Origin of the sequence: Xanthomonas arboricola pv. juglandis (genome assembly GCF_001013475.1) — a bacterium.
GTDB classification, from domain to species: domain Bacteria; phylum Pseudomonadota; class Gammaproteobacteria; order Xanthomonadales; family Xanthomonadaceae; genus Xanthomonas; species Xanthomonas arboricola.
Genome location: NZ_JZEF01000001.1, coordinates 345,743 through 365,099, shown reverse-complemented (window position 1 = coordinate 365,099; position 19,357 = coordinate 345,743). Strand labels below are relative to the sequence as shown.

The window sequence follows — 19,357 nt, the reverse complement described above, 5'->3', positions numbered from 1 at the left end:
CTAGGTGGGATCGAGGCAGGCGCACAGCGCGTCGCGCAGCGCCTGCCGGGCGGATTCGGGCAACGGGCGGTCGTGCTCGTCGGTGATCTGGAACTGGTCTTCGGCGCGCTCGCCGAAGGTGGCGATGCGCGCATCGTGCACACGCAGGTGTTGCAGGCGCAGCACATTGGCCACATCGGCCAGCAAGCCGGGGCGATCGGGCGCAACCAGACTGATGCGGGTGCGGCGGCCACCGGCGCTCTCGCTGAATTCCACGCGCGGCGCAAAGCGGAAGTGGCGCAGCTGGCGCGGCACCGCACGCCGCGAGGGCCGCACCTTGTGCAGGTCGCCGGCCAGCACCTGGCGCAAGGCTGCGGCCAGGCGCTGCGGGTCGCCATCGGCGGAACTGTCCTGCGGCAGCACCTCGAACACGTCGAAGATCGCATCGTGCGGCGCATCCAGCACGCGGGCACGATGGATGCCATACCCCTTGCGATCCAGCGTGGCGACGATCGCGGAGAACAACCCATCGCGATCGGGCGAATACACGAACACTTCCAGCGCGTCGTTGTCCGGCACCGCGCGCCGCGCCTTGACCATGGTCTGGCCGATCTGCACTTCGATCAGCGACACCGCCTGCCAGGCCAGTTGCTCGGGACGGAAGCGCAGGAAGTTTTCATCCGGCATGCCGGCGAACTGGCGGTCGATGGTGGCATCGTCGTGGCCTTGCGCCTGCATCAGCGCGCGGGCGGACTCGCGCGCTTCGCGCAGGCGCTCTTCGCGCGGCGGCGGATGTTCCAGACCCTCGCGCAGCGCGCGCCGCGCGGCGAAGTACAGGTCGGCCAGCAGCCGGTCCTTCCACGCGTTCCACAGCTTGGGACTGGTGCCGGCAATATCGGCGCAGGTCAGCAGGTACAGGTAATCCAGGCGCTCGCGCGTGCCGACCAGGGTGGCGAAACGGTGGATCACCTCCGGGTCGGAGATGTCCTGCTTCTGCGCAGTGACCGACATGCGCAGATGCTGCTCGACCAGCCAGGCCACCAGCGCGGTATCGCCTTCGCTGAGCCGATGCGCCTGGCAGAACGCGCGCGCATCCACCGCGCCCAGCTCGGAGTGATCGCCGCCGCGGCCCTTGGCGATGTCGTGAAACAGGCCGGCCAGCAGCAGCAATTCCGGCTTGCGCAGGCGCGGCCAGACTTCGTGGGTGATCGAAAAACGCTCGTCGGCGCGGCCGGCGGCAAACAGCGAGATGTTCCGCAGCACCATCAAGGTGTGCTGGTCCACCGTGTAGACATGGAACAGGTCGAACTGCATGCGCCCGGACACGCTGGCGAATGCCGGAATCCATTGACCGAGCACGCCCAGGCGCGCCATGCGGTTGAGCGACTCCACCGCCCGCGGGCCGCGCAGCAGCGCCATGAAGCGGTCGCGCGCGGTCGCATCGGCGACGTCGTAGGCCGGCAAATCGCGCAGCACCTCGGCCAGCGCGCGCGCGGTCAGCGAATGCAGCCCGCGTACCTCGCGGTGCGCCGCCCACTGCGCAAACAGCGCAAAGACCTGCAGCACATCGCCGGCCGGCCAGTCCTCTGCATCTGCGGCCAGATAGCCGCGGCGCAGACTGAAGCCCTCGCCGAGCGGCTCCGGCACCGCCTCGCCGTCGAACTGTTCTTCGAAGCGTTGCAGCAAGCGGTCGCTGATACGGCGGATCAACGCAGCGCTGCGGTAGAAGCGCTGCATCATCTTTTCCACGCCCAGGCTTTCCGGGTCGTCGGCAAAGCCCAGCCGCTCGGCAAGCGTCTTCTGGTAATCGAACCCCAGCCGCTCTTCCGGCCGTTTGGCGACCAGGTGCAAGCCGAAGCGCAAGCGCGCCAGTTCCTCGCGTTCGCGCCGCAGCGCTACGGCCTCGTCGAAACCGACATGGCCGAGCCCGACCAGCGCCTCCAGATCCTTGACCCCGAACGCGCGCAGCGCCATCCAGCCCAGCGTCTGCAGATCGCGCAGACCGCCGGGGCCGTCCTTGATGTCCGGCTCCAGATTGTCGGCGGTATCGCCAAAGCGCTGGTGCCGCGCCAGCAGCTCTTCGCGCTTGGCCTGGAAGAACTCGCGCGCCGGCCACACCTGTTGCGGCGAAATCGCTGCCGCCAGCGCGGCACGCGCCTGACTTCCGGCCACCAGCGGGCGCGATTCGATCAAGGCGGTCAGCACCGTCTGATCGGCGGCCGCGGCGGTGCACTGCGCCGGCGAGCGCACCGCGTGGCTGATCGGCAGGCCCACATCCCACAGCAAGGCGAACAGCCGCGCCAGGGCCTGCTCGTGCTGTTGCTGCACGCCGGTCTCGCCCAGTACCAGCACATCCACGTCCGAGCGCGGGAACAGTTCGCCGCGCCCATAGCCACCCACGGCATGCAACGACAGCCCGGCATCGGCCGGGATGCAGCGCGTCCACGCATTGCGCATCAATTGATCGACCGCGCGGGCGCGCAAGGCCACCAGGCGTTCGATCGGCTCGCCCTGGTCGAAGCGCTTGCACAGCCGCATGTCGGCATGCACCAGCAGCGGGCGCGCTTGCGCGGCCCACTCGGCATCGCCGGCGACACCCGGGTCGGGTCGGTCCGCCGGCGTGGCCGTCATACCGGAGCGGGAGCGTTCGGCGACAGCGTCAGCACATCCACGCCGTCTTCGGTCACCGCGACCATGTGTTCCCACTGCGCGGACAACTTGCGGTCCTTGGTCACCACGGTCCAGCCGTCCGGCAGGGTCTTATGGTGGTAGGTGCCTTCGTTGATCATCGGTTCGATGGTGAAGGTCATGCCGGGCTTGAGCACCAGGCCTTCGCCGGGGCGGCCGTAATGCATCACCTGCGGCTCGTCGTGGTAGACCTTGCCGATGCCATGGCCGCAGTAATCGCGCACCACGCTGAAACGCTCGGCTTCGGCGAACTTCTGGATCGCATGGCCGACATCGCCCAGCGTTGCACCCGGCTTGACCGCACGGATGCCGCGCCACATCGCCTCGTAGGTGGTTTCCACCAGTCGCTTGGCCATCACCGACGGCGTGCCGACGTAATACATGCGGCTGGTATCGCCATGCCAGCCGTCCTTGATGACGGTGACATCGATATTGACGATGTCGCCGTCCTTCAGAACCTTGGCCGCGCTCGGGATGCCGTGACAGATCACGTTGTTGACCGAGGTGCACACGCTCTTGGGAAAGCCGCGGTAGCCGACGTTGGCAGGAATGGTGCCCTGCACGTTGACGATGTGGTCGTGGCAGATGCGGTCCAGCTCGGCCGTGGTGACGCCCGCCTGCACATACGGCGCCACGACATCGAGCACCTCGGCAGCCAGACGGCCGGCGACGCGCATCAGTTCGATTTCTTCTTTGGTTTTCAGATTGACGCTCATGACAGCGATTATCGCCGATTCGGGCTGAATCTGAACGGCCTGCGCGGGCGTTTTTTCCGTTGGAGGCAATCAGTCGTCAAAACGAACGGGGCAGCAGGAAACTGGCGGCGCCGCGTATTCATGTGTGACGTACTACCGCACGCGTCAAAAAGTCCGTGAACGGGGTCATCCGAAAGACATCGCAATTTCGCGAAAACTCTGAGGATAAACAGCGAGATAGCCAAATCATTCAGGGTAATCTTTGGCACAGCTGATGCATTGGAGGCAGGGCGACGAGTCGTCGCGTCACCAATGACCAGACCGGTCAAGGAAATGTCCATGCGTACTGTCCGCCCTGTCCTGCTGTCCCTCGGCCTGCTCTCGACCATTGGCGTTGCCACTGCAGCAGATACCACCACATTCAACGTCAAGATCGCCGTCACCAAGGCCTGCACCATCACCGCCGCCTCCGCGACGGACGTCGACTTCGGTTCGGTGTTGTCCACCTCCACCGCCAACGCCGACGCCAACGGCAGCGTGACCGCGCAGTGCACCGCGCTGACCCCGTACAACATCGCGTTGAGCGCGGGCAGCAATGCCGGCACCGCCAACGACGTCACCACCCGCCGCATGAAGAACACCGATGCGCTGGTCACCACCAACAACTTCATCGCCTACCAGCTGTACCAGGATCTGGGCCGCAGCACGGTATGGGGCAGCACCACCGGCACCAATACGCTGAGCCGCACCGCCACCGGCATCAACCAGGTCTATCCGGTCTACGGCCGCGTGACCAACCCGTCGGCCAACAATCCCGCGACCGGTACCTACCAAGACACCATCACCGCCACGATCGTCTACTGAGCGCGCGCATGCCATTGCACCACCGCCTGTCGTACCGGATGCCGGCCTGGCTGGTCACGGCCGGATTGAGCCTGACGCTGGCGCTTGGCAGCGCAGTGCCGCTACAGCCGGCCCATGCGGCCAGCCTGCAGCTGGCGCCGACCTCGCTGACGCTGAGCGCACAGCAGTCCGCCGACGGGCTCTGGTTGAGCAACAGCGGCAGCGCGCCGGTGCAGGTGCAGACCCGCGCCTATCGCTGGACCCAGCGTGACGGCAAGGACCAGCTCGACCCGACCCAGGAACTGCTGATCAGCCCGCCGATGCGCACGCTGGCCGCCGGCGAGCGCCAGCTGATTCGGGTGATTCGCGCCGGGCCCGCGCCGACCAGCGAGGAAGTCTGCTACCGCATCATCGTCGACGAACTGCCCAACGCCGATGCGGATCGCAAGGGCATGCAGTTCGTGTTGCGCTACTCGGTGCCGATCTTCCTGCTGCCGCCGGGCAAGACCGAATCCACCCCGACCTTGAGCACGCAGGTGATTGCCGGCAGCGACGGCAATGCGCAGATCCAGATCAGCAACACCGGCAATGGGCATGCCCAGGTCGCCGACCTGCAGCATCGGGTCGATGGCACGACCAGGACGGCATTGAACGGGCTGGTGGGCTATGTCCTGCCCGGCCAGACCATGCGCTGGTCGCTGGGGGCACCGCTGGCCCAGTTCGGCCGCGGCACCATCATCGCAAGGATCAATGGTGAGGCGGACGAACGCACCTTGTTGGCCGCGCCAGCAGCGCCGTGATGCGGGCCGGCTGGCGATGACGCTGCTTGCGACCGCCACCTGCCTGGCACATGCCGCCTCCGGCGATCTGGCCGACATGGCGCCGTTGCCCGATCAGGCGCCGCAGAACGTAGCGGCCCTGCCGCAGACGCTGTACCTGGATGTCAGCCTCAACCAGGCCGACCGCGGCCTGGCACCGTTCGAACTGGTGGACGGCCACCTGCGCGGCTCGGTCGACACGCTGCGCAAACTGGGCTTCCTCCTGGCCGACCGCGCCGCCAGCGAGCTGGTCGACCTGGATCGCCTGCCCGACGTGGAGGTGCGCTACGACGCTGCGCTGCAGCGGCTTGCGTTGCAGGTGCCGCTGGCGCAGCTGTCGCTCTCCACCACGGTACTGAAGGCCGAACAGGTCGCACCGCCCAGCGCCACCGCCTCGCCGGGCATGCTGCTCAATTACGACCTCTATGCCACGCGCAATGCCGGGGCCAGCAGCGTGTCGCTGGCGACCGAAGTGCGCGGCTTCGGCATCGGCCGCGGCATGGTCGACACCACCGCGGTGTTCCTGGCCTACGACCGCCCGCAGGACCAGCGCTGGCGCAGCGAAGCGGTGCGCCTGGACAGCGCCTGGCAGATGGATTTCCCCGACAGCGCCACCAGCCTGACGGTCGGCGATTTCTACAGCGGCTTTGTCGACTGGAGCCGCTCGATCCGCCTGGGCGGGATACAGATCGGCCGCAATTACGCCTTGCAGCCGTACCGCGTGCTCACCCCCACGCCAAGCTTCCTGGGCGAGGCGGTGGTGCCGTCGACGGTAGAGCTCTACGTCGATGGCCTGCGCCAGTACAGCGGCCAGGTGCCGGCCGGCCCGTTCCAGCTGGCCGCGCAACCCGGCATCAGCGGCACCGGGCAGGCGCAGATCGTGGTGACCGATGCGTTCGGCCAGGTGCGCCGGCTGGACTTCGCCTTCTATGGCACGCCGCAACTGCTGGCGCGCGGCATTTCCGAATGGTCGGCCGGCATCGGCCATCTGCGCCAGGACTACGGCGTGCGCTCGTTTTCCTACGAGTCGCGCACGGTCGCCAGCGCCACGCTGCGCAAGGGCCTGCGCGATGACTTCACCATCGAAGCGCATACCGAGGCCGGCGGCGGCGTGGTCAATGCCGGTGCCGGCGGCGTGTGGCTGCTCGGCGCGGGCGGCGTGGTCAACGCGGCCTACGCGCATAGCCGGATGGATGCGCTGCGCGGCGGCCAGTACGTGCTGGGGTATGCCTGGAACAACCGTCGCTTCAACTTCACTGTCGGCACCCAGCGCACCCACGGCGACTATCGCGACCTGGGCGCGCTGCAGGGCGCGTTGCCGGCGCGCATCAGCGACCGCGCGGTGTTCGGCGTCAACGTCAATCCGATCGGCTCGCTGGGCACCAGCTATGTGCGGCTGAGCTACCCGCAAGGCGACACCTCGCGCTACGCGAGCCTGTTCTGGTCGCGCAGTTTCGGGCGCAACTGGGCCGCCAATCTGTCCGGCAACCAGAACCTGGACATGCGCAGCGACCGCAGCCTGTACCTGTCGCTGTCGACCACGTTCGGCGAGTTGCGCCAGGCCAGCGCCTCGATGCAACGCAACGGCAACCGCACCGGATTCGTGGCCGATGTCAGCCAGCCGCTGCCCGGCGACGGCGACCTGGGCGGAATCGGTTGGCGCCTACAGGGGCGTGCCGGCGACGATGCCAACGGCGGCCTGGCCGAGCTGGGCTGGTTGAACCGCGTCGGCCGCTACAACCTCGGCGTCGCCAACCAGGATGGCGCCAACTTCGGCTATGCCAGCGCCAGCGGCAGCCTGGTGTGGATGAACGGCCGCGGCTTCGCCGCGCGCGATATCCAGGATGCCTTTGCGGTGGTCTCCACCGACGGCCAGCCCGGCATTCCGGTGCGGCTGGAGAATCGCCTGATCGGCGTCACCGATGCGCGCGGGATGCTGCTGGTCACCCCGCTGCAGTCGTGGCAGCGCAACCAGCTGTCCATCGACACCCTGAACCTGCCGGCGGACCTGCGCGTGGACCGCGTCGATACCGCGGTGACACCGCGCCAGCAGTCCGGGGTGGCGGTGCGCTTCGGCATCACCCGGGTACGTGCGGCCATGATCGTGCTGCATGACGCCCAGGGCGTGCCGTTGCCGGTCGGCAGCGTGGTGCAGCGCGAGGGCAACGCCGAACGCGTGGTGATCGGCTACGACGGCGAGACCTATCTGGACAACCTGCAGATCGACAACCGCATCCTGGTCGAGCTACCGGATGGCCGATGCAGCGCGCGCTTCACCTACCCGACCAACCCCGGCGGCATTCCGCGGGTCGGCCCGCTGCCCTGCGTTCTCGAGCAGAACACCCCATGAGCCTGCCCGCACTGTGGCGCCTGGTCTTTGCGCTGACGATCGCCACGTTGTGGCTTGCACCCGGCCAGGACGCGCGCGCGGACACCACCTGCAGCGTCACCCTCGGCACCCCGCTGGCGTTCGGCAACGTGGCGGCCAACGGCACCACCGATGCGGTGGCAACGCTCAACGTTTCCTGCGCGACCGCCGCGCTCAGCGTGCTGGGCTATGCGCAGGTGAGCCTGTGCCTTGACCTCGGGCCGGGCAGCGCCAGCAACGGGCTGTACGCGCCGCGCCGCATGCTCAACCCCACCAGCGACAGCCTGGACTTCCAGATCTACAGCGAGGCCACGCGTACCCAGGTCTGGGGCGCCACCGGGTCGACGACGCCCTCGCCGCGCCTGCTGACACTGTCCTACGGCGTCCCGGTGGTCACCGGCGGCTCGCAGACGACCACCGTCACCGTGTACGGGCGGATTCCGGCCAACCAGATCCTGTCGGTCGGCAACCACACCAGCAATTTCGGCGGTGCCGACACCGTGCTGCGCTACTCCTACAACGAGAGCGTCATCGGTGTGCCGCCAGCGCCGAGCAGTTGCACGGCCGGCGGCAGCGGCGCCAAGACCGCCAGCAACGCGTTCCCGTTCACCGCCTCGGCCAACGTGCCGGCACGCTGCAATACCTACGTCACCACCGACCTGGATTTCGGCAGCATCGCCGGCACCATCGATACCGCCATCGACCGCACCTACACCATCAGCCTGTCGTGCACCAACCGCACCGCCTGGAACATCGGGCTGGGCGATGGCATCAATGCCACCGGCAGCGTCCGGCGCATGCGCCATGCCAGCAGTGCCAACTACATCGCCTATGAGCTGTATCGGGACGCCGGCCGCGGCAACCGCTGGGGCACCAGCATCGGTGTCGATACGCTCAGCGGCACCGGCAACGGAGTCGCGCAGACGGTGACCGTGTATGGCCGCGCGCCGGCACCGCAACAGCCCATTGCAGGCGCTTACAACGATACGGTGACCGTCTCCATCACTTACTGACAGTTAATAAAGTTCACATCGGGGGCGTCGCTATTTGTTACGTCTCCAATGCAAACGATTGCCTTCATGACGCTGGTCACTCTGTTGAAGCGCCTGACGCTGGTCGCCCTCGTCTGCAGCGCGAGCTCTACCGCGGCCCACGCAGCCACCGCTCGCGGCCCGGAAAACTTCACCCTGCACATCGGCCTGCGCCTGCTCAGCGGCTGCGAGCTGCGCACTGCGCCGCCACGCGCCAGCTGTTCCCGAGGCACGCCGATAGCGATCGCCCCGCCGGCCAGCAACGCCGATACCCCCGCCGTCACCAGCACCGGGCAGGATGCCAGCGCACTTGCCGGGCCAGCGCCTGCGGGCACCGCGCGCATCACCACGATCGCGTTCTGACCATGGCCGCGTCTCGCTCCTGTTGCGGCCTGCTGGCGTTGGCGCTGGCCGGCCTGGTCATCGGCGGCAGCGCCGTTGCCGCCGAGATCGCCATCGCCCCGACCACTGCACGCATTCCCGCCGACAGCGACCAGGCCACCGTCTGGCTCTACAACCAGGCGGCACTGCCGTGGCGCGCGGAAGCCAAGCTCTACCGCTGGCGCCAGGACGGCGACCGCGAGCTGCTCGAACCGGCCACCGCCGCCACCGTCAGCCCGGCGCATTTCGAAATTGCTCCGCAAGGCCGGCAACTGCTGCGGGTGATCCGCCTGGGCCCCAGCCCGGTGCAGACCGAAGACAGCTACCGGTTGGTGGTGACCCAGCATGCCGCGGGTAGCGACACCGAATTGCTGCGCTATTCCACCCCTGTGTTTGCCCTGCCCAGCCAGCCCGGCGACCCGCACCCAGCGCTGCAGGCCAGCCTGTCCGGCCACGGCGACGGCCGCGCACTGAAGATCCATAACGCCGGGCTCAGTCATGCCAGGCTGGCCGACCTGGCCTACATCGATGCCGGCGGCACCCGCCGCAGCATCCGCGATGATCTGGCCGGCTATGTGCTGCCCGGCCAGACCAGGCAATGGACACTGCCGGCCAACCTGCCCGCCGGCAGTGGCCGCTTCGTGGCGCGGATCAATAGCGATATCGAGACGACGTTAGCGTTGGAGCCGTGAGCTCTGGGGATTGGGAATTCGGGATTGGGGATTCGCAAGAGCTGGCGCTTTGACCATCCTGGACCGACAGCGAACAACTGCCGCGACACACGGCCCGCCAATCCCGAATCCCGAATCCCTATTCCCCAATCCCGATTCGCCAATTGCGCGCGCCCGCTCCGCCGGCTATACTCCGTCGGCTGTTTTGCGTCTTTGCGCATTGCGTCGTTCACGTCGGACGTCATCGACGAATTCACACCTGCTGCCACCATCCGTGCCGGGGTGCCCCGCGAGGGGTTCGTCACGGAGGCGACAGGGAAGCCCAACCCCGGAATCGTTTGTGCGCATCCTTTCGCAAGGGCCCGCACATCCATGTGCGGACTCTTCAAAGTCCAGTCCGCGCACGTAGATTCCGCTACCAGGAGTTACTTCAATGCCCCAAGTCACCATGCGTCAGATGCTGGAAGCCGGCGTCCATTTCGGTCACCAGACCCGCTACTGGAACCCCAAGATGGCGCCGTACATCTTCGGCGCGCGCGGCAAGATCCACATCATCAACCTCGAGAAGACCGTTCCGCTCTTCAATGACGCGATGAACTTCCTCTCCTCGATCGCGCAGAAGCGCGGCACCGTGCTGTTCCTGGGCACCAAGCGCAGCGCGCGCGAGTCCATCAAGGAAGAAGCCGAGCGTTGCGGCATGCCGTTCATGACCCAGCGCTGGCTGGGCGGCACGCTGACCAACTTCCGTACCGTCAAGCAATCGGTTGCCCGCCTGAAGGAACTGGAGTCGGCCGAGACCGACGGCACCTTCGACAAGCTGGTCAAGCACGAAGTGCTGGGCCTGCGTCGCGAGCGCGAGAAGCTGGACGCCTCGCTGGGCGGCATCAAGGAAATGAACCGTCTGCCCGACGCGATCTTCGTGATCGACATCGGCCATGAAGACATCGCCATCAAGGAAGCCAAGAAGCTCGGCATTCCGGTGATCGCGGTGGTCGACACCAACTACGACCCGGCCCTGGTCGACTACGCCATCCCGGGCAACGACGACGCCATCCGTGCCGTGCAGCTGTATGCACGTGCCGCCGCCGACGCCGTACTGGAAGGCAAGGCTGCTGCGCCGAACTCCGCTTCGGTCCGCGAAGAAGAGTTCTCGGCCGAGTCCGCCGACGAAGGCAAGGGCCGTCGCGCTCCGGCCAAGAAGGGCGACAAGAAGGCTGACGCACCGGCCGACGCTGCCGCTCCGGCTGCCGAGTAATCGGCTTGCAATGCGGCCGCACCATGCTGTGCGGCCGCAGCCCCGACGGGTCCAGCGCGGCCCGTCGCCGAGGCCAATGAACATTTCTACGGGGGCGGCCGGCCTGGCTGCGCCGTCTCCTACTGGCGGAACACTCCGCCGCACGCATTCGTCCATATGAGGTAATTCCATGGAAATCACTGCTTCCCTGGTCAAGGAACTGCGCGAGCGCACCGGCGCCGGCATGATGGAGTGCAAGAAGGCACTCGTCGAAAACGCAGGCGACATCGACGCCGCTGCCGAATGGCTGCGCAAGTCGGGTCTGGCCAAGGCCGACAAGAAGGCTGACCGCGTTGCCGCCGAAGGCCGCATCGCCACTGCACAGGCCGGCGGCAAGGCCGTGCTGGTCGAAGTCAACTCCGAAACCGACTTCGTCGCCAAGGACGAGAACTTCCTGGCCTTCACCGAGACCGTGGCCACCGCCGCGCTGAACTCGGATGCAGCCGATGCCGAAGCGCTCAAGAGCGTCAAGCTCGACAGCGGCGAGACCATCGAAGAGCGTCGCGCCGCGGTCATCGCCAAGGTCGGCGAGAACCTGCAGGTGCGTCGCCTGGTGCGTATCGACAGCGCCAACAACGTTGCAGCCTACGTGCACGGCGGCCGTATCGGTGTGCTGGTCGAGCTGAAGGGTGGCGACATTGAGCTGGCACGCGGCATCGCCATGCACATCGCCGCGATGAACCCGCCGCACGTCAAGGCCTCCGATGTCCCGGCCGAGTTCGTGGCCAAGGAAAAGGAAATCGAACTGGCCAAGATGTCCGAGAAGGACAAGGCCAAGCCGGCCGAGATCCTGGAAAAGATCATCAGCGGCAAGATCAGCAAGATCGTCAACGAAGTGACCCTGTACGGCCAGCCGTACGTGCTGAACACCGACCAGACCGTCGAGCAGGCCGTCAAGGCTGCCGGTGCCGAAGTGGTCGGCTTCCAGCGCCTGGCCGTTGGCGAAGGCATCGAGAAGGTGGTGGAAGACTACGCCGCCGAAGTGATGAAGCAGGCCGGTCTGGCCTGATCCTCGCCACTGCGTAGAGAAAGCCGCGGCTTGCCGCGGCTTTTTTTTTGGGCCAGCCGCTGTGGCGCAGGCCCATCGACGCACGAAGCTGAAGCGAACGCATCCGCCGGGCACGCAACCGGCCTCAACTCTACAGATGTCGTTATGGTTGCCGCTAAAACTGGATGCCGACCAGGCTTTCAGCGTCCATCACGCACGCGCTGCAGCGCGGCGGCGACAGAGCTTGGCGTGCCCTATTAACGAGCGCAGCGGTATGCTTGCGCCCACCGTCGGCGATGACCCATGCAACCAGATCTACAGGCCGCCCTGCACTACTGCCGCAACCTGCCCTCGCCCCCAGGCGTTGCGCTGCGCGTCATCGAGCTTGCGCAGGACCCCGATGTGGACATGACCACCACGGCCAACCTCATCGGCATGGACATGGCGCTGAGCGCGCGCATGCTGCGGGTGGCCAATTCGCCGCTGTACGCCAGCCGCCGCCGCATCGACAACCTCGGCCAGGCGCTGACCATGCTCGGCCTCAACGCGACCCTGAGCCTGGCGCTGGGGTTTTCGATGGTGCACGGCGTACGCAGCACCTTCACCGCGCATCCGCTGCATGAGCGCATCTGGCGCCGCGCCGGCCTGTGTGCGCTGGCCAGCCGCATCCTCGGCCAGGCCTACGGCATCCGCAAACCCGAAGAACTCATGCTGGCCGGCCTGTTGCAGGACATCGGCAAGCTCGCCCTGCTGCAGGGCGCGCCCGAACTGTATGCGCCGCTGCTGGAGCAGGCGCCCGACAACGCCGCCCTGCTCGATGCCGAACGCGAGCATCTGGGCGCTAACCATGCCGAAGTCGGCGCCTGGCTCGCGCATCAATGGCAGTTGCCGCCGTACCTGCAGAACGCCATCGCGCAGAGCGAGGAAGAGCCCGCCAGCCTGGAGCCGTTCATGGCCTGCGTCGCGCTGTCCGGACGCCTGGCAGACATCTGGCTGTCGGCCAGCGCCGCGGCCGCCACCGAACACGCGCAGCGCCAGGCGCAGGACGTGCTGGAACTGGATGCCGAACGCTTCGAAAAGGTGATCGAACGCATCGCCGAATCGCTGCCGGAACTGGAAGCCCTGTTCGACATCCGCGTGCCGCAACCCGAGCACATCCAGATGATCTTCGAGCAGGCGCGCGAGCTGGCGATGCTGCGCAGCCTGCGCGAGTTGCAGGATGTGGCCGAAGCGCGCCGGCATGCCGACGAATCGGAAAACCGCATGCGCCATCTGGCCGAACAGGCCAGCCGCGATGCATTGACTGGCGTGTTCAATCGCCACCAGCTCGGCACCGCGCTCGCGCACGAGTTCGAGCTGGCATCGCGCCAGAACTGGCCGCTGTCGATCGCCTTCATCGACCTGGACGACTTCAAGCGCGTCAACGATGCGCATGGCCATCTGATCGGCGACGAGGTGCTGCGCAACTTCGCGCAGACGCTGCAGCGCATGGTGCGCACCAGCGACCTGGTGGCCCGCTATGGCGGCGAGGAATTCCTGGTGCTATTGCCCAATACCGCGGCCGAAGCGGCGTTGGCGGTGGTCGAGCGCATCCTGGCCGAGACCGCACGCACGCCGATGGCGCAACTGCAGGGCGGCCCGCTGCACATCACCTTCTCGGCGGGACTGGCCACCCACGGCGGTGGCGACCGGCAGTTCGAGAGCATCGAGCATCTGCTGCAGGCCGCCGACAGCACGCTGTATCGCTCCAAACATCGCGGCCGCAACCGCGTCACCGCTTACGATGCGACCGACATGCCGACGCCGCAGCCCCCGCGCGCGCACTGAGCAACGCGTCACGGCATCGCCAACTACCGAATTTTTACCACGCCCGGTGACAGGCTTCCGCTAGACTTGCCGGCGTTTGCCGATCCCCCACACCGAGGTCTCCCCCATGTCTGAACTTCCCTATCGCCGCATTCTTCTCAAACTTTCCGGGGAGGCGCTGATGGGAGACGGGGATTACGGCATCGATCCCAAGGTCATCAACCGCCTCGCCCATGAAGTGATCGAAGCCCAGCAGGCCGGTGCGCAGGTCGCGCTGGTGATCGGCGGCGGCAACATCTTCCGCGGCGCCGGCCTGGCCGCCAGCGGCATGGACCGCGTCACCGGCGACCACATGGGCATGCTGGCCACCGTGATCAACGCGCTGGCGATGCAGGACGCGCTGGAAAAGCTCGGCGCCAAGGTGCGCGTGATGAGCGCGATCAAGATCAACGATGTCTGCGAGGACTTCATCCGCCGCCGCGCGATCCGCCATCTGGAAAAGGGTCGCATCGCGATCTTCGCCGCCGGCACCGGCAACCCGTTCTTCACCACCGACTCGGGCGCGGCGCTGCGCGCGATCGAGATCGGTGCCGACCTGCTGCTCAAGGCAACCAAGGTCGACGGCGTGTACGACAAGGACCCGAAGAAGCACTCCGATGCGGTGCGTTACGACAGTCTGACCTACGACCAGGTCATCCTGCAGGGCCTGGAGGTGATGGACACCGCCGCCTTCGCGCTGGCGCGCGACAGCGACCTGCCGCTGCGCATCTTCGGCATGAGCGAGCCCGGGGTGCTGCTGCGCATCCTGCATGGTGAGCAGATCGGCACGTTGGTGCAGGGTCGGAGCTGAGGGCGGGAATCGGGAATCGGGATTGGGGATTCGTTAAAGCGCAGTGCTGACGCCTGCGTTGATCCCTGCCGGTGAAGCGGCTCCAGCGGAAGCGGCGCCGGCAAGTGAACCGGCTGCGCGGGTCCTGACGACCCGCGAGTCGTGAAACCCCAGTCCCGGCTATAATCTCCGGATTCAGCTCCACACGGATTCCGGCGATGCTCAACCAGATCAAACAAGACGCGCAGACGCGCATGACCAAGAGCATCGATGCTCTGCGCCATTCCCTGACCACCGTGCGCACCGGCCGCGCCTCTCCGGCGCTGCTGGACGGCATCAAGGTCAAGGCCTACGGCACCGACACCCCCCTCAACCAGGTCGCCAGCATCAGCGTCTCCGAAGGCCGCTCGCTGGTCATCAGCCTGTTCGACAAGGGCATGATCAAGGACGTGGAAAAGGCGATCTACGCCTCGGATCTGGGCCTGACCCCGACCGTGGTCGGCACCGTGATCCGTCTGAACCTGCCGCCGCTGACCGAGGAGCGCCGCAAGGAGCTCAGCAAGGCCGTGCATGGCGAGGGCGAAGACAGCAAGGTGGCCATCCGCAACATCCGTCGCGATGCCAACCAGCAGGTCAAGGATCTGCTCAAGGACAAGGCGGTCACCGAAGACGAGGCGCGCAGCGCCGAAGACGACATCCAGAAGCTCACCGACAAGGCCATCAAGGATGTGGATGAGGTCGTCAAGGCCAAGGAACAGGAACTGATGACGGTCTGATCGTGGCATCGCCTGCCATGCATCCAGCACCTTCCGCTGCCGCCGTGCCGCGCCACATTGCCATCATCATGGATGGCAACGGGCGTTGGGCGCAGCGTCGGCGACGTCCGCGCATGATCGGTCATCGCGCCGGCGCGCGCGCGGTCAATCGCACCATCGATTTCTGCCTGGAAAAAGGCGTTTCGGCGCTCACCCTGTTCGCGTTCTCCAGTGAAAACTGGGGCCGCCCGCAGGAGGAAGTCGACGCGCTGATGAAGCTGTTCCTGCATGCGCTCGATCGCGAGGTCGACGAACTGCAGCGGCGCGGCGTGCAGGTGCGCTTCATCGGCGATCGCAGCCGTTTCGCGGCGCCGCTGCGCGAGCGCATGGCCACCGCCGAACGCATGACCGCCGCCAATGCGCGGCTGGTGCTAAGCATCGCCGCCAGCTATGGCGGCCGCCAGGACATTGCGCTGGCCGCGCGGGCATTGGCCGAAGAAGTGGCCGCCGGCCGCCTGCAGCCGCAGCAGATCGACGAAGCGCTGCTGGCCAGCCGCGTCGCGCTGGCCGATCTGCCGGCGCCGGACCTGTTCATCCGCACCGGCGGCGACACCCGCATCAGCAATTTCCTGCTGTGGCAGCTGGCTTATACCGAACTGTGGTTCACCGAAACCCTGTGGCCGGAGTTCGATGCCGGCGTGCTGCAGCAGGCACTGGATGACTATGCCGGGCGCGAACGTCGCTTCGGCCTGACCAGCGCCCAGATCGCCGACAAGGCGACGGAGAGTTCCTCCGCATGACCAAGACCCGCGTGATTGCCGCGCTGATCATGGCGCCGCTCGCCATCTGCGCGATTGTGCTGCTGCCCACGCAATGGCTGGCGGCGCTGGCGGCGATCCTGTTCCTGACCGGCCTGTGGGAGTGGCTCAAGCTCTCCGGCATCGACGACAGCCTGCCGCGTACCGTGCTGCTGATGCTCAATCTGCTGTTGATGGTGCTGATGGTGTGGGCCTCGGCCGGCTCCATGGTGCTGTTCCAGATCGCCGCCCTGGTGGGTGTGGTCTGGTGGCTGCTGGCACTGCTGTGGCTGCGCTTTTTCACCTTCGGTGCCGATCACGGCAACGGTCAGGCGCGCGCGCTCAAGCTCGCCGCCGGCACGCTGGCGGTCCTGCCGGCCTGGGCCGCGCTGGTACTGCTGCATGCCAACCCGGACAAGGGCAACCTGTGGCTGCTGACCGCGCTGACCATGGTGTGGGCGGCCGATTCGGGCGCCTATTTCGCCGGCCGCGCGTTCGGCAAGCACAAGCTGGCGCCGCGGGTCAGCCCCAACAAGACCATCGAAGGCCTGCTCGGCGGCATGGTCGCCGGCATCGTGGTCGCCTGCGCATTCGGCTGGCTGGCCGGGCTGACCCTGGCGCATGTGCCGCAGCTGGTGCTGGTCTCGGCGGTGGCGGTGCTGGCCTCGGTGCTGGGCGATCTGTTCGAGAGCCTGCTCAAGCGTCACGCCGGCGCCAAGGACTCGGGTGCGGTGATTCCGGGCCATGGTGGCGTGCTGGATCGTATCGACGGCGTGCTCGCCGCCCTGCCGGTGTTCGCACTCGGCAAGGAAATTCTCGGATTCTAGGCATGGCTGGCTCCCCTCTCCGTCAGGTCGCCGTGTTCGGCGCCACCGGCTCGATCGGTGCGTCGGCACTGGATGTGATCGCCCGTCATCCGCAGCGGCTGCGCGCCAGCGTGCTGTCGGCCGGCAGCAAGGTCGACGAGCTGCTGGCGCTCTGCGTCACCCATCGCCCTGCGCATGCGGTGATCGCCGACCCATCCCTGTATCCGGCACTGCGCGACGGTTTGCGCGCGTCCGGATTGGCCACCCAGGCGCACGCCGGTTCCGACGCCCTGGACGCGCTGGCCGCCAGCGATGCCTGCGACACCGTGGTCGCGGCGATCGTGGGAGCGGCCGGCCTGCCCTCCACGCTGGCCGCGGCCCGCGCCGGCAAGCGCCTGCTGCTGGCCAACAAGGAATCGCTGGTACTGGCCGGCGAGCTGCTGACCCGTACCGCGGCGGCGGCCGGCGCCGAGATCATCCCGATTGACAGCGAACACAGCGCCATCTTCCAGTGCCTGCGTTCCTGCGACGCCAGTCGCGGTGTGCGCCGGGTAATCCTGACAGCGTCCGGCGGGCCGTTCCGTGGCTGGGACCGCGCCGCACTCAGCGCTGTCACGCCCGCGCAGGCGGTCGCCCACCCCAAATGGTCGATGGGGCCGAAGATCTCGGTGGATTCGGCGACGCTGATGAACAAGGGTCTGGAAGTGATCGAAGCCCATCACCTGTTCGGCCTGCCCGGTGCGCAGATCGATGTGCTGGTGCATCCGCAGAGCCTGGTGCACTCGCTGGTGGAATTCGTCGACGGCTCCACCCTGGCACAGCTGGGCCTGCCGGACATGCGCACCACGCTGGCGGTCGGCCTGGCATGGCCGGAACGGGTCGAGTCCGGGGTTGCCGGGCTGGACCTGCTGACCCAGGGGCGGCTGGATTTCGAGGCGCCGGACACCGCCGCATTCCCGTGCCTGCGCCTGGCCTGGGAGGCGCTGGAGGCCGGTGGAACCGCCCCTGCGATCCTGAACGCGGCCAATGAAGTGGCTGTTTCAGCGTTTCTTCAGGGCCAGGTGGGTTTCCTAGCGATTCCCGCGTTGGTCGAACACACACTGACAACGCTCCCACGGCACAATGCCGACTCCCTCGACACCCTGCTTTCTGCCGATGCGCAAGCGCGGCAGATCACCGAACGCGCCCTCGCCCATCACAGCCTTCATGCCTGATCGATTTACGCAGACGAGTTGCATCCATGGGTGATTTCATCGGTTCGGTCTGGTGGATGATCGTCAGCCTGGGCGTGTTGGTGACCTTCCACGAATTTGGCCACTTCTGGGTCGCGCGCCGCTGCGGCGTCAAGGTGCTGCGCTTTTCGGTGGGCTTCGGCAAACCGTTGTGGATGCGGCGCGACCGTCACGGCACCGAGTTCGTGGTGGCGGCCATCCCGCTGGGCGGCTACGTCAGGATGCTCGACGAGCGCGAAGGCGACGTGCACCCGGCCGAGCAGGACCAGGCCTTCAACCGCAAGACGGTGTGGCAGCGCATCGCCATCGTGGCGGCCGGCCCGATCGCCAACCTGCTGCTGTGCATGGCGATGCTGTGGGCGATGTTCGTGGTCGGCAAACAGGATTACTCGGCCACCATCGGCCGCGCCGATGGCCTGGCCGCCGAAGCCGGCCTGACCCCGGGCGAGCGCATCGTGCGCATCGATGGGCGCGATGTCAGCAGCTGGAGCGATGCCAGCATGCAGCTCACCACCGCAGCCATGGACAAGCGCGATATCCGCGTGCTGACCGCCACCGACGGCGCCGGCAACCGCGAGCACACGCTGCGGCTGTCGCAGCTACCGGCCGGCTTTGACGAGCGCCGCGTGGCCTCGCTGGCCGGCATCGGCTGGCAGTTCATGCTGCAGCCGCCGGTGGTGGGCCAGGTGGTTGCCGGCTCTGCGGCGCAGGGGCTGCTGCAGCCGGGCGACCGTATTGTCGCCATCGACGGCCAGCCGATCCGCTCGGCCGACGAGATTCCCGCCCAGCTGCAGGCACTGGGCGCGCAGGGCGGTACCGGCATGATCGAGGTCGCGCGCGGCGAAGACCGGCTGGCGCTGGAAATCGCCCCGCGCCGGTCGCCGCAGGGCCAATGGCTGCTGGGCGTGGGATTTGCGGCAGCGCAGGCGCCGGCCTACGACAGCCGCCAGCAGTACGGCGTGTTCGCCGCCGTACCGGCGGCGATCCGTGAAACCGGCCGGATGACCGCCGATTCGCTGGGCATGATGAAGCGCATGCTGACCGGCCAGGCCTCGGTCAAGAACATCTCCGGGCCGGTCACGATCGCGCGCGCGGCCAACGCCTCGGCCGAACGCGGGCTCGACTGGTTCCTGTATTTCCTCGGATTGCTGTCGCTCAGCCTGGCGATCATCAACCTGATGCCGATCCCGATCTTGGACGGTGGGCATCTGCTGTATTACCTTATCGAGTTGGTCAAGGGCAGCCCGATCAGCGAACGGGCCATGATTGCCGGGCAATATGTCGGCCTGGCGGTCCTGGCCGGGCTGATGGGACTGGCGTTCTACAACGACATCCTCGGCCTGGTTCCACGATGAAGCTGCTCCACTCTTTCCGCC

Annotated in this window: 17 protein-coding genes; 15 read left to right on the top strand and 2 right to left on the bottom strand. The window is 67.1% G+C overall.

The window, feature by feature from the left end:
- Both XARJCFBP2528_RS01495 and map read right to left on the bottom strand, forming a co-directional pair.
- The gene (locus XARJCFBP2528_RS01495; RefSeq protein WP_047124212.1) at positions 1 to 2,610 is read right to left on the bottom strand and encodes a [protein-PII] uridylyltransferase; all 2,610 of its coding nucleotides are present in this window, start codon (positions 2,608 to 2,610) and stop codon (positions 1 to 3) included.
- Positions 2,607 to 3,383, bottom strand: coding sequence for a type I methionyl aminopeptidase (gene map / locus XARJCFBP2528_RS01490; RefSeq protein WP_039520326.1), 777 nt, complete (start codon positions 3,381 to 3,383; stop codon positions 2,607 to 2,609). The genes XARJCFBP2528_RS01495 and map overlap by 4 nt, the downstream gene beginning before the upstream one ends.
- Before the next feature lie 318 nt (positions 3,384 to 3,701).
- On the opposite strand from map, the gene XARJCFBP2528_RS01485 reads away from it, so the two are divergent.
- From XARJCFBP2528_RS01485 to rseP, 15 genes are all read left to right on the top strand, one after another.
- Positions 3,702 to 4,226 (top strand): Csu type fimbrial protein, encoded by a 525-nt coding sequence (locus XARJCFBP2528_RS01485; protein WP_039530071.1) that lies wholly within the window; start codon positions 3,702 to 3,704, stop codon positions 4,224 to 4,226.
- Positions 4,227 to 4,234: 8 nt separating this feature from the next.
- Positions 4,235 to 5,005, top strand: coding sequence for a fimbrial biogenesis chaperone (locus XARJCFBP2528_RS01480; RefSeq protein WP_047124211.1), 771 nt, complete (start codon positions 4,235 to 4,237; stop codon positions 5,003 to 5,005).
- A 16-nt stretch (positions 5,006 to 5,021) separates the two neighbouring features.
- Positions 5,022 to 7,373 carry a fimbria/pilus outer membrane usher protein gene (locus XARJCFBP2528_RS01475; RefSeq protein ID WP_016902384.1) on the top strand — a complete coding sequence of 784 codons (2,352 nt, stop codon included), beginning with the start codon at positions 5,022 to 5,024 and terminating at the stop codon, positions 7,371 to 7,373.
- Positions 7,370 to 8,404: a Csu type fimbrial protein gene (locus tag XARJCFBP2528_RS01470; protein WP_047124210.1), complete on the top strand. Its 1,035-nt coding sequence runs from the start codon at positions 7,370 to 7,372 to the stop codon at positions 8,402 to 8,404. The genes XARJCFBP2528_RS01475 and XARJCFBP2528_RS01470 overlap by 4 nt, the downstream gene beginning before the upstream one ends.
- Before the next feature lie 48 nt (positions 8,405 to 8,452).
- Positions 8,453 to 8,785: a hypothetical protein gene (locus XARJCFBP2528_RS01465; RefSeq protein ID WP_016902386.1), complete on the top strand. Its 333-nt coding sequence runs from the start codon at positions 8,453 to 8,455 to the stop codon at positions 8,783 to 8,785.
- Between the two features lie 2 nt (positions 8,786 to 8,787).
- Positions 8,788 to 9,495 (top strand): fimbrial biogenesis chaperone, encoded by a 708-nt coding sequence (locus tag XARJCFBP2528_RS01460; protein WP_016902387.1) that lies wholly within the window; start codon positions 8,788 to 8,790, stop codon positions 9,493 to 9,495.
- Between the two features lie 412 nt (positions 9,496 to 9,907).
- Positions 9,908 to 10,729: a 30S ribosomal protein S2 gene (gene rpsB, locus XARJCFBP2528_RS01455; protein ID WP_026064294.1), complete on the top strand. Its 822-nt coding sequence runs from the start codon at positions 9,908 to 9,910 to the stop codon at positions 10,727 to 10,729.
- A 169-nt stretch (positions 10,730 to 10,898) separates the two neighbouring features.
- Positions 10,899 to 11,777, top strand: a complete 879-nt coding sequence (tsf, locus tag XARJCFBP2528_RS01450) for a translation elongation factor Ts (protein WP_016902389.1) — start codon at positions 10,899 to 10,901, stop codon at positions 11,775 to 11,777.
- A 282-nt stretch (positions 11,778 to 12,059) separates the two neighbouring features.
- Positions 12,060 to 13,583, top strand: a complete 1,524-nt coding sequence (locus tag XARJCFBP2528_RS01445) for a sensor domain-containing diguanylate cyclase (protein ID WP_016902390.1) — start codon at positions 12,060 to 12,062, stop codon at positions 13,581 to 13,583.
- Between the two features lie 106 nt (positions 13,584 to 13,689).
- Positions 13,690 to 14,412, top strand: a complete 723-nt coding sequence (gene pyrH / locus XARJCFBP2528_RS01440; RefSeq protein WP_026064295.1) for a UMP kinase — start codon at positions 13,690 to 13,692, stop codon at positions 14,410 to 14,412.
- A 197-nt stretch (positions 14,413 to 14,609) separates the two neighbouring features.
- Positions 14,610 to 15,167 carry a ribosome recycling factor gene (gene frr / locus XARJCFBP2528_RS01435; RefSeq protein ID WP_016902392.1) on the top strand — a complete coding sequence of 186 codons (558 nt, stop codon included), beginning with the start codon at positions 14,610 to 14,612 and terminating at the stop codon, positions 15,165 to 15,167.
- 17 nt (positions 15,168 to 15,184) lie between these two features.
- Positions 15,185 to 15,946, top strand: a complete 762-nt coding sequence (gene uppS, locus XARJCFBP2528_RS01430) for a polyprenyl diphosphate synthase (RefSeq protein WP_026064296.1) — start codon at positions 15,185 to 15,187, stop codon at positions 15,944 to 15,946.
- On the top strand, positions 15,943 to 16,770 hold the full coding sequence (locus XARJCFBP2528_RS01425; RefSeq protein WP_016902394.1) for a phosphatidate cytidylyltransferase: 828 nt from the start codon (positions 15,943 to 15,945) through the stop codon (positions 16,768 to 16,770). Before uppS ends, XARJCFBP2528_RS01425 begins: the two co-directional genes overlap by 4 nt.
- A 2-nt stretch (positions 16,771 to 16,772) precedes the next feature.
- Positions 16,773 to 17,963 (top strand): 1-deoxy-D-xylulose-5-phosphate reductoisomerase, encoded by a 1,191-nt coding sequence (locus XARJCFBP2528_RS01420; protein WP_026064297.1) that lies wholly within the window; start codon positions 16,773 to 16,775, stop codon positions 17,961 to 17,963.
- Between the two features lie 26 nt (positions 17,964 to 17,989).
- Positions 17,990 to 19,336 (top strand): RIP metalloprotease RseP, encoded by a 1,347-nt coding sequence (gene rseP / locus XARJCFBP2528_RS01415; RefSeq protein ID WP_016902396.1) that lies wholly within the window; start codon positions 17,990 to 17,992, stop codon positions 19,334 to 19,336.
- Positions 19,337 to 19,357 lie beyond the last annotated feature (21 nt).